We start from the raw sequence: 14,543 nt of genomic DNA on the forward strand, positions 1-14,543 counted from the left end.
AATATAGTGCAAAGCAGGCCGATCACTGCTTCTGCAGCAGCAGGGAATGCAGGATGCGGGCGTCTTCGGCGTCGAGTTCGGCGGGCAGGCTGTCGCTGCCGCGGAAACGACGGTGGAAGGCCCGCGCAGCGGCAGCGCGGTCATCCAGCGCGTAACCGAAGGCCTGCATCGCCATCCAGCTGTCGAAACCAGCAGGCGCCGCGCCGTGCTTTGGGTCCGGCCACAGGCCGAAGCCGGCTGCGGCCAGCTGCTGCCACGGGAAGTAGCGGCTGGGGTCGGCCTTTCGGGTCGGGGCCAGGTCGGCATGGCCGATGATCTGGCTGCGCGGGATGTTGTAGCGCTTGCAGAGATCCTCGAGCAGGCGCAGCAGGCTGGCAATCTGCGGTTGGGTGAACGGGCTGTCGCCGTTGTTGTCGATCTCGATGCCGATCGAAGTGGAATTGAGATCGGTGAAACCGCCCCAGCGGCCACCACCGGCATGCCAGGCGCGCTCGCCATCGGCCACAAGCTGGTAGAGCTCACCATCGCTGCCGACCAGGTAGTGCGAACTGACCTTGCCGCCACTGTTGGCGCTGCGCAGCGTGTCCAGGCTTTCCTGCACCGAATCCTGCTCGGTGTGGTGCAGCACGATCAGCACCGGCTGGCGATCGTTGTAGTTCGGCGACGGCACCCACTGCGCGAGCGGATTGCGCTCCGGTGTGGAGGTACAGGCAGTCAGCGTGGCCAACAGGGCGAGCGGCAGCAGCAGTTTGGTCTTCATGGGGGACATTGCACGTTGCCGCGCGCGGCATTGCAAGTGCGCTCGGGCATGGAACGGCAACTGGGCCGATGACGGCGGCGATGTGGCTTGCGTGCATTGGAGGGCCTGCTCAGGGAGTTGGGGAGCCGACGTGATGCCGGCACGGAACATGCGCTGCATGTTCAGAACGCTTTCCGCTGGGGGATGGCTGGCCGATGTGGCTAGGCTATGCAGATGGGTGGTTCGTCGATCTGCTGGAGCGGCAATGCGTGATTCACTGAAACAGAAAATCGTTGCGGTCTGCGATGCCAGGATCGCGGCGAAGGGGGCGACGGTTGGGTTGTCGTTCTATGCGTTTTTTGCGAATCGAAATGACGATCCGGAACTGCTGATGGAAGCGGCTACGTGGTGGATCCAGATCCACCGCCTGGATCATTTTGAGAAAGCTGAGAAAGTGAAAGCGTTGGTGTTGGCCGAAGGCCTGTAGTGCCGAGCCATGCTCGGCAGTGGCCTTACCGGTAATGCCCGAAAAGCTGCCCTCACCCCAACCCCTCTCCCGCAAGCGGGAGAGGGGCTATCAATGCAGTTGCAGGGATACAGGTGGCTTCATTTGCTGTTTGTAGTGTCGAGCCATGCTCGGCAGTGGCCTTACCGGCAATGCCTCAAAAGCTGCCCTCACCCCAACCCCTCTCCCGTGAACGGGAGAGGGGCTTTGATCGCCTTGCCGGGCAGGGGCTTTGAGCAACAGCTTAGGCCTCGTAGGCCGATTCGCCGTGGGTGGTGACGTCCAAACCGGTGCGCTCGGCTTCTTCGCTGACGCGCAGGCCAACCAGGGCGCGGACCACCAGCAGGATCACAGCAGTAACCACGGCCGACCACAGCACGGTGAAGCCAACGCTGACCACCTGCACCCACACCTGGTGACCGATATCCAGATCAACCTTGGTGCCGCCCAGCGACTGTGCGCTGAACACGCCGGTGAGGATTGCGCCGACAATGCCGCCTACGCCATGCACGCCGAAGACGTCGGCGGTGTCGTCGGCCTTCAGCAGACGCTTCAATCCGGTCACGCCCCAGACGCAGACGATGCCGGTGACAAAACCAACGACGATGGCGCCCAGCGGACCGACAGTGCCGCATGCGGGGGTAACACCGACCAGACCGGCCACAGCGCCTGAGGCTGCACCAAGCGCTGACGGATGGCCCTTGGTGACCGCTTCCACCAGCGTCCAGCCCAGCACGGCTGCTGCGGTTGCCAGCACGGTGTTGATGAAGGCCAGCGAGGCAACGGTGTCGGCGGCGGCGGCGGAACCGGCGTTGAAGCCGAACCAGCCCACCCACAGCAGCATCGCGCCAATCCAGGTCAGCGGCAGGTTGTGCGGCTTCAATGCGGTCTGGCCATAACCCAGGCGCTTGCCGACGAACCATGCGGCAACCAAGCCGGCGACACCGGCATTGATGTGCACCACGGTGCCACCGGCAAAGTCGATCGCGCCCATCTCACCGAGGTAACCACCGCCCCAGACGATATGCGCCATCGGGATGTAGCTCAGGGTGAACCACAGCGCCGAGAACAGCAGCACCGCGCGGAACTTGATGCGCTCGGCGAAGGCGCCGACGATCAGTGCGGTGGTGATGCCAGCGAAGGTCGACTGGAAGGCGACGAACAGGAAGTCCGGCAGGCCGGCGATTGGCGTATTGCCCACCGAGTCCGGGGTGAAGCCCTTGAGGAAGGCGAATTCGGTGAACGAGCCAAAGAACTGGTTGCCCGCACTGAATACCGCGCTGTAGCCGTAAGCCACCCACAGGATCAGCACCAGCGAGAACACCACCAGCACCTGGCTGAGCACCGAGAGCACGTTCTTGGCGCGCACCAGGCCGCCATAGAACAGCGCAAGGCCGGGCACCACCATCATCAGCACCAGCAAGGTGGCGGTGAGCATCCACGCCACGTCACCCTTGTCGAAGCTGGGTGCGGCTTCTGCTTCAGCAGCAGGTGCGGCTGCAGCCTCTGCCGGCGCGGCAGCTACCTCAGTGGCAGCTGCAGGCGGCGCCTGCTTGTCCTGTGCCCAGGCACTGCTGGTGAACATGCCCAGCAGCATCGCGGTGAGCATGAAAGACAGGCACAGGCCTCCGAGCCGGGCTTTCAACCCGGTGAAAAATTCCGTTCGCATTGTCGACTCCGGTTGTGGGGGTGGAACCTGCCAGCGACCTGTTGTCACCTGGCGGTCGCTGCCGCCGGAGGACGGGTCGGTAGCGGGTTCTTAAAGCGCGTCGGCGCCTGTTTCGCCGGTGCGGATACGCACCACTTGTTCAAGCGCGGTAACGAAGATCTTGCCGTCACCGATCTTGCCGGTGCCAGCTGCGCCCTGCAGGGCTTCGATCACCGCCTCGACGTTGTCGTCGGTGACGGCGGTTTCAATGCGGATCTTGGGGAGGAAATCGACGACGTATTCGGCGCCACGGTACAGCTCGGTGTGGCCTTTCTGCCGTCCAAAGCCCTTGACCTCGGTGACGGTGATGCCGGAAACGCCAGTGGCGCCCAAGGCTTCACGCACTTCGTCGAGCTTGAATGGACGGATGATCGCGGAGATTAATTTCATGCGCATGTCCCGATGTGGAGGAGACCGGCCTGCGGCTGCGGGCCGGCATCGTGTCTTCCACCGGCCGATGTGTGGCCGCTGGCTGTTGCGCCGAACGCATCATGGGCCTGGCTGTTGCCGCCGGCATTGCTGCCGGCGACCGCAACCACGCGGGAGGGAGGAGTGGCCCATGCCGCGCGCTCGGATTCTCTTGCCCCTGCAGGTGTGTTGCTGGCTGTTGCTTTGCCTGTGTGCTCCCCAGCAACAAAGGCGGCGGCGATGAACGCGGATGGGAGGGGGAGGGTCCACGCCACCGCCGCCTAAAAACAGCTAGAAACTACACCTGGTGTTGCCGGCGGCCAGCGCAGTGCGGTGGCCGCCGTTACATCAGCTTGTCGACTCAGCTTGCGTAGTACAGCTGGTATTCGAGCGGGTGGGTCGCTGCGCGGAACGCGGTGACTTCCTTCATCTTCAACGCGATGTAGGCGTCGATGAAATCGTCGCTCATCACGCCGCCGGCCTTGAGGAACTCGCGGTCCTTGTCCAGCGCTTCCAGTGCCTGGTCCAGCGAGGAACAGACCTGCGGGATCAGCTTCTCTTCTTCCGGCGGCAGGTCGTACAGATCCTTGTCGCTCGGTGCGCCCGGGTCGATCTGGTTCTTGATGCCGTCCAGGCCGGCCATCATCAGCGCGGTGAAGGTCAGGTAGCCGGACTGGATCGGATCCGGGAAGCGCATTTCGATGCGGCGTGCCTTCGGGTTGGACACCCACGGAATGCGGCACGACGCCGAACGGTTGCGCGCCGAGTAGGCCAGCATCACCGGTGCCTCGAAGCCCGGGACCAGGCGCTTGTAGCTGTTGGTGCCGGAGTTGGCGAAGGCATTGATGGCACGGGCGTGCTTGAAGATGCCGCCGATGTACCACAGCGCCATCTGGCTCAGGCCGCCGTAGCCGTCACCGGAGAACAGGTTGGCGCCGCCCTTGGCCAGCGACTGGTGCACGTGCATGCCGCTGCCGTTGTCGCCGACCAGCGGCTTGGGCATGAAGGTGACGGTCTTGCCGTTGCGGTGGGCAACGTTCTTGATGACGTGCTTCATGCGCTGCAGTTCGTCGGCCTTGGTCACCAAGGTGTTGAACTTGGCACCGATCTCGCACTGGCCGGCATTGGCCACTTCGTGGTGGTGCACTTCGACTTCGATGCCGACCTTTTCCAGCACCTTGCACATCTCGGCGCGGATATCGTGCAGCGAATCGGTCGGCGGCACCGGGAAGTAACCACCCTTCACCGCCGGACGGTAGCCGGTGTTGGTGCCGTCATAGCTCTTGCCGGTGTTCCAGGAGCCTTCCTCGGAGTTGATCTTGAAGAAGGTGTGGCCCATGTCGTTGGCGAACTGGACCGAATCGAAGATGAAGAATTCCGGTTCCGGGCCGAAGAAGGCCAGGTCGGCGATGCCCGAGGACTTCAGGTACGACTCGGCGCGCTTGGCGATGCCGCGCGGGCAGCGGCCGTAGCCCTGCATGGTGGCCGGGTCGAGCACGTCACAGGTCAGCACCAGGGTCGGGTCGGCGTAGAACGGGTCAACGTAGGCGCTGGCCGGGTCCGGCATCAGCACCATGTCCGACTCGGCGATGCCCTTCCAACCGGCGATCGAGCTGCCGTCGAACATCTTGCCTTCTTCAAACAGCGACGGCTCGATGATCGATGCCGGGAAGGTCACGTGCTGCTCGATGCCACGCATGTCGACGAAACGCAGGTCGATGAACTCGATCTGGTTGTCCTTGATCAGCTTCTCAACGTTTTCCAGGGACATCGGGTGAAACCTCGGATGGATGAAGAATGTGTGTATTAAAGCAAACGCCGTGCCAACTTTGAAAACGGTGTAAGTATTTGTTTTCAATAACCAATGGTTGCACTTGCACCTTTATGGCCGCACCACATTGGTGCGATTAGTGCGTCATGCACCGTTCGGGTGCGAAAAGCACAATGGACTATGCTGTGCCCGACTCCTCTCAATCCGCTTCCATGTCCGACCTGCTCTCCGCCCTGCTCCTTGGCATCCTCGAAGGCCTCACCGAATTCCTCCCGATCTCCAGCACCGGCCACCTGCTGATCGCCCAGCATTGGCTGGGTGAACGCTCGGATTTCTTCAACATCATCATCCAGGCCGGCGCCATCATCGCCATCACCCTGGTGTTCCGGCAGCGGCTGTGGTCGCTGGCCACCGGCCTGAACCAGCACGAAAACCGCGACTACGTGATGAAGCTGGGCGTGGCCTTCCTGGTCACCGCCCTGGTCGGCCTGCCGGTCCGCCTTGCCGGCTGGGAACTGCCTGAAACCGTTACCCCGGTGGCATGGGCGTTGGTCATCGGCGGCGTCTGGATGCTGATCGCAGAGCGCTTTGCCGCACGCATGCCCGACAGCGAGACGGTGACCTGGAAAGTAGCCATCGCCGTTGGCCTGGCGCAGGTAGTGGCCGGCGTGTTCCCCGGCACCTCGCGTTCGGCTGCGGCCATCTTCCTGGCCATGTTGCTGGGCCTGAGCCGGCGCTCGGCGGCCACCGAGTTCGTCTTCCTGGTCGGCATCCCCACGATGTTCGCCGCCAGCGGTTATGCCTTCCTGGAACTGGCCAAGGACGGCAAGCTCGGCAGCGAGAACTGGACCGACGTCGGCGTGGCCTTCGCCGCCGCCGTGGTCACCGGTTTCATTGTGGTCAAATGGCTGTTGAGCTATATCAAGCGTCATTCCTTCAGCGGCTTCGCCCTGTATCGGATCGCCTTGGGCATCGGCCTGCTGTTGTTTTTGCCTGCTGGAAACTGAATGCGTCACTGCGGAGTTGACCCCGGCGCCCACGCCGGCCCGTTTATCGCCCTGAATCTTTCCACGCTCCCAAGGAGTTCCAAATGAAGCGCATCCTCCTGTTGGCCCTGCCGTTCGCCCTGATGACCGCCTGCAGCAACCCGCCGGCCGCCAAGGACGCCACCGATACGGCCGCTCCTGCAGCCACTGCAGCCGCCGCCGCGCCTGCCGCAGCAGCGGCGAACATCGACGCCAGCCAGCTCGGCGCCAACCATTGGCTGCTGGACAACGCCGTGGACGCCAGCGGCAAGCGTATCGACGGCCTGTTCGTGCAGGCCGACAAGCCGCTGACCCTGGACTTCAAGGACAACCGCCTGTCAGTCAGCAACGCCTGCAACAACATCGGCGGCGGTTACACGCTGGAAGCCGGTGCACTGACCGTCGGTAACCTGATGTCCACCAACAAGGCCTGCCAGGGCCCGCTGATGGCGGTTGATGGCCTGATCAGCGAACGCCTGCAGGGCAAGCTGACCGTGCGTGCACTGGATGCCTCGGCACTGACCCTGGTCACCGCGTCCGGCGACGTGCTCAGCTTCCGCGCCGAGCCGACCGCCGAAACCCGCTATGGCGGCCCGGGCGAAACGGTGTTCATGGAAGTGGAGCCGCAGACCAAGCCCTGCCCGCACCCGTTGATGAAGGACGCCACCTGCCTGCAGGTGCGAGAGGTGAAGTACAACGAGCAGGGCCTGGAGCAGGGCAAGCGCGGTGAGTTCACCAACTTCTACGGCAACATCGAGGGTTATACCCACGAGCCGGGTGTGCGCAACGTGCTGCGCCTGAAGCGCTACCAGATCAAGAACCCGCCGGCAGATGCACCGTCGCAGGCCTATGTGCTGGACATGGTGGTGATGTCGGAAATGGCGAAATAAGCCATCAGCGTTGAACAAACAGCAAGGGCGCCGCGAGGCGCCCTTGCTGTTTTGTAGAGCCGAACCATGTTCGGCTGGGGCATTACCGGGAAAGCCTCTGCCGAGCATGGCTCGGCACTACCTGGTTAGGCCAGCGCTTTGTTCAACGTATACGTGCCATGCACCGATGCTTCGGCCAACACATGGCCTTGCATGGCGCGGTACACATCGGCGGCGGTGAATGCACCGTCGACCGGCAGACGCTCCACATCCAGCGCGAACAGGCGGAAGAAATAGCGGTGCAGGCGCTCGTCGTTGAACGGCGGATACGGGCCGTCGTAACCCAGGTACGTGCCGCGCATCTGCGCGTTGCCGGCAAACCAGCCGGTGTAGTCGTTGATGCCCTGGCGTGCACCGCCCGGACCGGCCGGCTGCGCCTTGCCGTGCGCGGTGAAGCCATCACTGCAGCTGCCGGCAGCGATTTCGCGCAGGTCCGCGGGAACATCCACCATCACCCAATGCACGAAGTCGGCCCGCGGCTGATCCAGCGGAATGCTGACGTCATCACGACCGACCAGCTCGGCCACGGTCGGCACGTCCGGGTCCACGCAGATCAGCGCGAACGAGCGAGTGCCTGCCGGCACATCGCTCCAACCCAGCTGTGGGTTGCGGTTGCCAGCAAAGCCGTTGGCATCGCCTGCGGCAAACTCAGCCGCAATCGGCTGCCCGTTCTGAAAACTCTGACTGTCCAGTTTCATCATTTGCTCCTTGATCAGGCTTCGGGGTAACCCAGACGCACTGCGACCGGGGTCAGCACCGCAAACTCAGATGCCAGCACCTGCGCGTAGTTGCGCCAGTGGCCGGCTGGAACCGTACCCGGGCCAAGGCTGCGCACGGCCGGGAAACGCAGGCCGAAGGCCTGCTCCAACAATGCACCCATCGCCGCCGGGTCGTTCACCGCGTCGTCGGTGCGGATGATCATGTGCGTGTACAGATCCTGCTCATGCAGCAGCGCGACCTGCGCCAGCGCGCGTGCCAGCCACTGCGCAGCCTCGCTGGAGGAAGTCAGCGCCAACGGCGCCGGCGCGCCAAGCGCCAGCCACTCGACCAGCATGTCGCGCGGATCACGCAGGGCAATGACCAGGCGGCCCTCCGGCAGTTGTGGGCGCAGCGCCCACAACAATGCGTTGTCCCACCACAGCAGCCAGTCGATCACGTTGCCGTCTTCAATGCCGCGTGCAGGCAGCGCTTCGCGCCACTGTTGCACCAGCTGTTCCGGGCTGAGCGCGTCGGTGGCCAGACGCTGCAGCGTCAGGAAGTTCTGGAAAGCATCATCGGGCGGGGTCGGTCCGAAACGATCGCCGCGCAGCACGCGGCTGCCGGCCGCCATCACCGTGGCCACACGCTCCACGCCCGAACCAGGCGCGCCCCACAGGAACATCGGCCGCACCGGGTTGTCGTCCGCCACTGTGCCCAGCGCCGGCCATTCGGCCGGTGCGCGCGCCTGTTGCGGCAGCGGCAGGCGGGTAGGTGCCAGTTCCGCGTGCACATGCAACCAGGTTGCCAACGCACCTGCGCGGTCGCCGGCACGGTCCTGGGTGGCGCCCAGCCAGGTGCGCACCGCTGCGCGCGCCTGCTCGGGTGCGTTGTCCACCAGCCGCTGAACATGCGCGATAGCAGCGCTCGGCTCGCGCTGCAGCAATGCTTCGACAATGCGCTGCTCGCCGCTGACCCGGCCCGGTTCCAGTGCAACGATGTGCTGGGCGATTGCTTCGGCCTCTTCGGCCTGATCGTTCATGTCATGCAGGCTCATCCGCGCTTCCAGCGCCGGCAGATGCTCGGGCATCTGTGCCAACCAGCGCTCGACCACGTCGACCGCTTCTTCGCTGCCGACCTGGGCAACCGCCAGGCGCGCCATCCACAGATCGTGGAACTGCGGGTTCGCCTGCACCGCGGCATCCAGCTCATTGCGGGCTTCTTCGTCGCGGCCCAGGCGCTGCCAGGCCATCAACAGCATCTGCAGGGTGGCACGGTCACCGGGCACCTGCTGCAGCAACGGGCGCAGATGCTCCAGCGCCTGCAGCGGTTGGCCGGACACCAATTCCAGTTCACCGGCCATGCGACGCAGGCCCGGGGTATCCCCCTCCGCCGTGGCCAGCACCTCGCGCATCATCTCCGCGGCGCGGTCGGCGTGGCCCTGACGCAAGGCCAGCTGCACCACCATGCCGCGCAACGCGTTGTTGCTGGGGTTCAATTCGACCACGCGGCGGAACGCCTGTTCGGCGAAGGCCAACATGTCCTTTTCCAGATAGGCGAAGCCCAGTGCATACAGCACGCGGACATCCTCCGGCAGCCTTGCGCTGGCGGCCGACAGGATGGCCAGCGCGCGATCGGCGTCACCGCGACGCAGCGCGACCATGCCTTCGATCGCGCCCAGCTCGGCGCTGTCCGGATCAACACGCGCGGCCATGCGGCCCAGGCGGTCAGCCTCGTCGATATCGTCACGGGCCAGCGCCAGATGCGCCTGCATCAGGTAAGCGGAGAATTCGTTGGGGTTGAGCGAGGTGCTGCGATCCAGCGCCTGCCCGGCGGCGTCGATCTGGCGCCGCGCCAGCAGCAGGCCGGCGTGCTGCAGGTGCAGGGCCGCATCATCCGGGGCCAGGCCCAAGGCTGTTTCCAGGCTGCCTTGGGCCTGCTCCAGCTGGCCTTGCTGTTGCAGTGCCAGTGCCAGCCAGCGGTGGGCGGCGGCGTGCTGTGGTTCGGCGCCAACCCATGCCTGGGCCAGGGTCACGGCCTCGTCGGTGGCATTACGGCGCAGGGCTTCAATGATCTTGTCTTGCATGGCGGTCCAGCGTTAGCGCAAACCCGCATTGTAGCGGGCGCAGACGCGCGCGCCGGGTTCAGCCGACGGCGGCGGCCAGGTGCTGCGCCACCCAGCGCTCGGAGAAACCATCACCACGCAGGTTCTCGATGAAACCGCAGTGGCCACCCCAGCGCGCGATCTCCAGATGGGCATCGGTCGGCAGCTGCCAGTGGTCGAAGGTGGTGAAGGGGATCACCGGGTCATCGGCCGCCATCAGGATGTGGGCCGGCACCTGCAACGCGGTCAGCTTGTTGCCGGCGATGGAGTAACCGTCGAAGTACTCCTGCAGCGAGCCGAAATCGGTATGGCGATCGACCAGCCAACCTGTGAGTGCGCGGATATCCAGTTTCAACACGCTGTCGTCGCAGTCGGCAAGTTCGGGGAACAGCGCGCGCTTGCGGCGCAGTGAACCAGTCCATTTGCGGCGGAAATACCAGTCGTACATCACCGGCCCGCGCTCGATGCTGTCCATGGTGATGCCCGGATCGAGCACCGGGCACACCGACGCCACGTGTAGCAGCGGCACACCGGCGGCGGGCGCGTGCAGGGCCAGCCGCAGCACGAAGTTGCCGCCGAGCGAATAGCCCGCGGCCACCATTGGCAGGCCGGCAAAGCGCTGCGCGACATCCGCGGCTGCGTTGACCACTTCGCCGATGCGGCAGGAGTGGAAGATGCCCGGATTGAGGTGATGGGTATTGCCGTGATCGCGGAAGTTCAGCCGCACCACATCAAAGCCCTGCTCCAGCAGGCGTGCAGTGGTCATGCGCATGTAGCTGGATTCCGCGCTGCCTTCCCAGCCATGCAGCAACAACGCCAGCGCCTTGGGTGGAGCACCCTGCGGACGACTGTGCCAGGCCTGCAGGCGCACGCCTTCACCGCCATCCAGGATCAGCTCCTGGGTCTGCGCCCCGCTGGCGGCCAACAGCTGTTGCCCACGTCGCAGGCGCAGCCGGCTCGATGCAAGCATCGACTGCAGGTGCGGGTTGCGCAGCCAGCGCGGCGGCTGGTAGTTGCAGGCGCTCAGCATGACCGACCCGGTTGGCGTTGACTGCCCAACACAGCGTTGGCCGTGATCTGCACCTTACGGCCCTTCCATCACCGCCACGATGCGCGCGCGCGAGGTCTCGGCGATACGCCGGCGGCCTTCCAGATCCTGGATGGCGATGGGCTCGAGGAAATGCACCTCACCGCGCCGCGCCGGCTCACCCAGCAGGCGCAGGAAGTTGCCGGCGAAGCTCTCGCCCGGCCCGAATGCCACCGTGGTCTGCGCGTCGCCGCGCACGCCGTAACGCAGTGCGATCGGCTGCACCGGCACCCCCGCCTCGACGGCTGCCTGGAAGATACGTGCGTGGAACGGGCCGACTTCACGGCCACCGCGGGTGCGCCCTTCCGGGAACACCGCCACCGGTCGCTGTTCCTGCAGCCGCTTGACCATCTCCTCCATCACCCCGCCCAGCGACTCGGTGTTGCCGCGCTGGTGGAAGATGGTGTGGCCACGGCTGGCAACCCAGCCAACCACCGGCCAGCTGGCAATCTCGCGCTTGGCAACAAAGCCAACCATCTTCTGGCTGTGGATCACACAGATATCGACCCAGCCCACATGGTTGGCGACGAACAGCACCGCACCGGGCAGGGGTTGGCCGACCCGCTGCAGGCGGAAACCGAAGATCCACATCAGGCCACCCGACCACCAGCGCACCACCCGCTCTTCCAGCGGGTTGCTGGCGGGGCCGATACGCCCCAACGGCTGCGTCATCAGCAGCAGGATCAGCGGCAGGAACAGGACAATGTGAACCAGTAGCAGCGGGGCGCGGTACAAGTAGCGGAACACGCGGGCCACACCGCCTTGGCGGGCGGGACGGGGGGAAGTCATCCGCGCACGATACCGGATGCGGTCCGGCTTCCGCCAGCACGAGGAGCTTGCCCATTGGCTTTCCCATAGACGCTGCCAAAGGGTGCGCCGTGCCACACTATCGACAGGAAGTACCGGTCGGCCCGGATTTTGAGGGTACGCCGGCAACATTCCCGGCATGAAGTGTGTACAACAACACTATCGTTCAGGGGGACGGCATGATGGACCGGCAGCTGCTGTCATCGACAGAAGACATGCTGCATTTGTTCTCGGCGGCATTGGAGCAGATCGGCAATGGCGTGATCCTGTTCGACGACGCCAACACCATTCTGTACGTCAACCATGCCATGGAAGCCATTTCCGGCTGGTCACGCGCTGAACTGCAGGGCAAGAACCTTGGCACGCTGGCCCCGGCCAGCATGCGCGAGCGCTACAACACCCGCCTGTACCCGGGTACCAGCAACCGTGTGGAAGAGCTGGCCGCCGATCCGCATGACATCCAGATGATCCGCAGGGACCAGAGCACCTGCTGGATCAGCGTCAGCCTGTCGCAGATTGCCGACGGCGAGCGCAACATCCGCATGGTGCTGGTCAGCGACGTCACTGCGCGCCGCCAGGCACAGGCGCGCGAGCGCCTGCTTTCGCTGGGCTTCGATGAAACCCAGAGCGCGGTGCTGATCACCGATGCCGAAGGCCGCATCGTGCATCTGAACAAGGGCTTCCGGCGCCTGTTCGGCTTCCTTGATGCCGAGGCGATGGGACAGTACGTGCCGGCACTGTTGGCACCGGACAGCTTTTCGCCGGAGCAGTTGAATGCCTATACCGCGCGATTGCTGGCAGGGCAGCCAATCCGCGCCGACGAGCGGCTTTATCGCAAGAACGGACACCCCCTGTGGTGCTCGGTCAGCACCAATCCCATCTTCGATGACTACGGCACCCTGGTGAACCTGGTCATCGTGCTGATGGACATCACCCGCACCAAGGTGCACGAAGTCCTGCAGCACAAGATGCTCGATGCGATGGTGCGCGAGGTACCCACCGCCGAGGTGATGCAGATGATGTGCCTGGAGGTGGAGAAGATCGCCCCGCAGGTGCTGTGCTCGGTGCTGCGGGTCGAAGACGGACGGCTGCGCCACCTGGCTGCGCCCAGCCTGCCCGAGGCCTATACCCGGCTGGTGGATGGCGTCCCGGTGGGGCCGAAAACCGGCGCCTGCGGCACCGCCGCCCACAGCGGCCAGACCGTGGTCAGCCGCGACATCGCCACCGACCCCAACTGGGAAGGCATCAGCCACCTGGCCCTGCAACACGGCTTGGCTGCCTGCTGGTCCACCCCGATCAAGGCCAACGATGGCCGCGTGCTTGGCACCTTCGCCTTCTACTACCGGCAACCCTACGACCCGGACAGCTTCCACCATCGTCTGGTCGAGGTGATCGTGCACCTGTGCGCGCTGGCACTGGAGCGCGAGGAAGCCCGCAACCGGATCCGCCGGTTGGCGTTCTACGACGACCTCACCGGCCTGCCCAACCGCAGCCTGCTGCACGCACAGGCCGACCAGGCCATCACCGCCGCCAACCACCACGGGCAGACAATGGCGGTGATGTTCATCGATCTGGATCGCTTCAAGCAGATCAACGACTCCTTTGGCCACCCCGGCGGCGACGAACTGCTGCGGACGGTGGCACGCCGCCTGCAGGAAGAGACCGGGCCGATGGACATCGTCGGCCGGCTCTCCGGCGACGAGTTCGTGGTGATCCTCAACCGCTGCGACATACCCACGGCCAGTGAGCGCAGCGAGCGTATCCTGCGCACGCTGGGCCTGCCGTTGGCATTGGGTGATCTGGAAATCAGGCCCTCGGCCAGTATCGGCATCAGCATCTTTCCGCATGACGGCAACAACATGGATTCGCTGCTGCACCATGCCGACGTCGCCATGTACCAGGCCAAGCACAACGGCCGCAACCGCGTACGCTTCTACAGCAGCGAGATGGACGAGTGCGCGCAGGAGCGCATGGCGCTGGAAGCGGCCTTGCGCGAAGCGCTTGAGCAAGGCCAACTGCAGCTGCACTACCAGCCGCAGATCGAAATCCACAGCGGTCGCCTGCACAGCGTCGAGGCGCTGGCGCGCTGGCAGCATCCGCGCCTTGGCAGCGTGCCACCGATACGCTTCATTCCCTTGGCCGAAGAGGCTGGGCTGATCGGCGACCTCGGCCAATGGGCATTGCGCGAGGCCTGCCGGCAACTGGGCCGCTGGCGTCGGGATGGCCTGGACGTGCCGTCAGTGTCGGTGAACCTGTCACCGACCAATTTCCATAGCGCGGCGCTGCCGGACTGCATCAGCCAGATCCTGCAGCAGGAATCACTGCGTGCCAGCGATCTGATCCTGGAGATCACCGAGGACGTACTGCTTGATGGTGACCCGATCACCCTGCAGACGCTGCGGCAAGTGCATGCACTTGGCGTGCGGCTGTCGATGGACGACTTCGGCACCGGCTATTCCAGCCTCAGTTACCTGCGCCAGCTGCCGATCAGCGAACTCAAACTGGACCGTAGTTTCGTGCGCGGTATTGAAGGCGACAAGGTTGCCAGCGCACTGACCCAGGCCATCGCCCATATCGGCCAGAGCCTGCAGTTGAAGGTGGTGGCAGAAGGCGTCGAGAGCCTGGAGCAACTGAAGCTGCTGGGCGCGCAGGGTTACGAGGTCGCGCAGGGTTTTCATTTCACCCCGGCCTTGCCGGCGCCAGCCTTGGCCGATTGGGTACGCGAGCACCTGCCGGTGGCGGTGCTGGTTTAGACAAGCACTGT

General features: G+C 64.7%; 12 protein-coding genes. 4 read left to right on the forward strand and 8 right to left on the reverse strand.

Annotated features, from left to right (window positions below):
- Positions 1 to 22: 22 nt before the first annotated feature.
- A complete protein-coding gene (locus ACVOLS_RS02025) occupies positions 23 to 769 on the reverse strand; it encodes an N-acetylmuramoyl-L-alanine amidase (RefSeq protein WP_481544253.1) in 747 nt (248 codons plus the stop codon).
- Positions 770 to 1,004: 235 nt separating this feature from the next.
- Here ACVOLS_RS02025 and ACVOLS_RS02030 point away from each other — a divergent pair, with 235 nt between their 5' ends.
- Complete coding sequence (locus ACVOLS_RS02030) at positions 1,005 to 1,226, forward strand: DUF6500 family protein (protein ID WP_481544254.1); 222 nt, start codon at positions 1,005 to 1,007, stop codon at positions 1,224 to 1,226.
- Between the two features lie 262 nt (positions 1,227 to 1,488).
- Here the strand turns inward: ACVOLS_RS02030 and ACVOLS_RS02035 are convergent, their stop codons facing one another.
- The 3 genes from ACVOLS_RS02035 to glnA form a co-directional block, all read right to left on the reverse strand.
- On the reverse strand, positions 1,489 to 2,913 hold the full coding sequence (locus ACVOLS_RS02035) for an ammonium transporter (RefSeq protein ID WP_481544255.1): 1,425 nt from the start codon (positions 2,911 to 2,913) through the stop codon (positions 1,489 to 1,491).
- A gap of 90 nt (positions 2,914 to 3,003) precedes the next feature.
- On the reverse strand, positions 3,004 to 3,342 hold the full coding sequence (locus ACVOLS_RS02040) for a P-II family nitrogen regulator (protein ID WP_282269689.1): 339 nt from the start codon (positions 3,340 to 3,342) through the stop codon (positions 3,004 to 3,006).
- 379 nt (positions 3,343 to 3,721) lie between these two features.
- The gene (gene glnA / locus ACVOLS_RS02045; protein ID WP_282269691.1) at positions 3,722 to 5,131 is read right to left on the reverse strand and encodes a type I glutamate--ammonia ligase; all 1,410 of its coding nucleotides are present in this window, start codon (positions 5,129 to 5,131) and stop codon (positions 3,722 to 3,724) included.
- A gap of 212 nt (positions 5,132 to 5,343) precedes the next feature.
- Between glnA and ACVOLS_RS02050 the strand changes: the two genes are divergently transcribed.
- Together ACVOLS_RS02050 and ACVOLS_RS02055 are read left to right on the forward strand one after the other, a co-directional pair.
- Positions 5,344 to 6,138 (forward strand): undecaprenyl-diphosphate phosphatase, encoded by a 795-nt coding sequence (locus ACVOLS_RS02050; protein WP_303748027.1) that lies wholly within the window; start codon positions 5,344 to 5,346, stop codon positions 6,136 to 6,138.
- Positions 6,139 to 6,221: 83 nt separating this feature from the next.
- Entirely contained in the window at positions 6,222 to 7,046 is an 825-nt protein-coding gene (locus tag ACVOLS_RS02055) for a DUF4377 domain-containing protein (RefSeq protein ID WP_481544256.1), read from the forward strand.
- 125 nt (positions 7,047 to 7,171) lie between these two features.
- On the opposite strand, the gene ACVOLS_RS02060 is transcribed toward ACVOLS_RS02055, so the two are convergent.
- Genes ACVOLS_RS02060 through ACVOLS_RS02075 form a run of 4 tightly spaced genes read right to left on the reverse strand, consistent with a single transcriptional unit; the run spans position 7,172 to position 11,761 of the window.
- The gene (locus ACVOLS_RS02060; RefSeq protein ID WP_481544257.1) at positions 7,172 to 7,783 is read right to left on the reverse strand and encodes a YbhB/YbcL family Raf kinase inhibitor-like protein; all 612 of its coding nucleotides are present in this window, start codon (positions 7,781 to 7,783) and stop codon (positions 7,172 to 7,174) included.
- Between the two features lie 14 nt (positions 7,784 to 7,797).
- Positions 7,798 to 9,867, reverse strand: coding sequence for a tetratricopeptide repeat protein (locus ACVOLS_RS02065; RefSeq protein ID WP_481544258.1), 2,070 nt, complete (start codon positions 9,865 to 9,867; stop codon positions 7,798 to 7,800).
- Positions 9,868 to 9,925: 58 nt separating this feature from the next.
- Positions 9,926 to 10,912: a YheT family hydrolase gene (locus tag ACVOLS_RS02070; protein ID WP_481544315.1), complete on the reverse strand. Its 987-nt coding sequence runs from the start codon at positions 10,910 to 10,912 to the stop codon at positions 9,926 to 9,928.
- Between the two features lie 57 nt (positions 10,913 to 10,969).
- Positions 10,970 to 11,761 (reverse strand): lysophospholipid acyltransferase family protein, encoded by a 792-nt coding sequence (locus ACVOLS_RS02075; RefSeq protein ID WP_296252745.1) that lies wholly within the window; start codon positions 11,759 to 11,761, stop codon positions 10,970 to 10,972.
- Between the two features lie 200 nt (positions 11,762 to 11,961).
- Here ACVOLS_RS02075 and ACVOLS_RS02080 point away from each other — a divergent pair, with 200 nt between their 5' ends.
- Complete coding sequence (locus tag ACVOLS_RS02080) at positions 11,962 to 14,532, forward strand: EAL domain-containing protein (protein ID WP_481544259.1); 2,571 nt, start codon at positions 11,962 to 11,964, stop codon at positions 14,530 to 14,532.
- Positions 14,533 to 14,543 lie beyond the last annotated feature (11 nt).

Source organism: Stenotrophomonas sp. STEN038 (assembly GCF_056759895.1).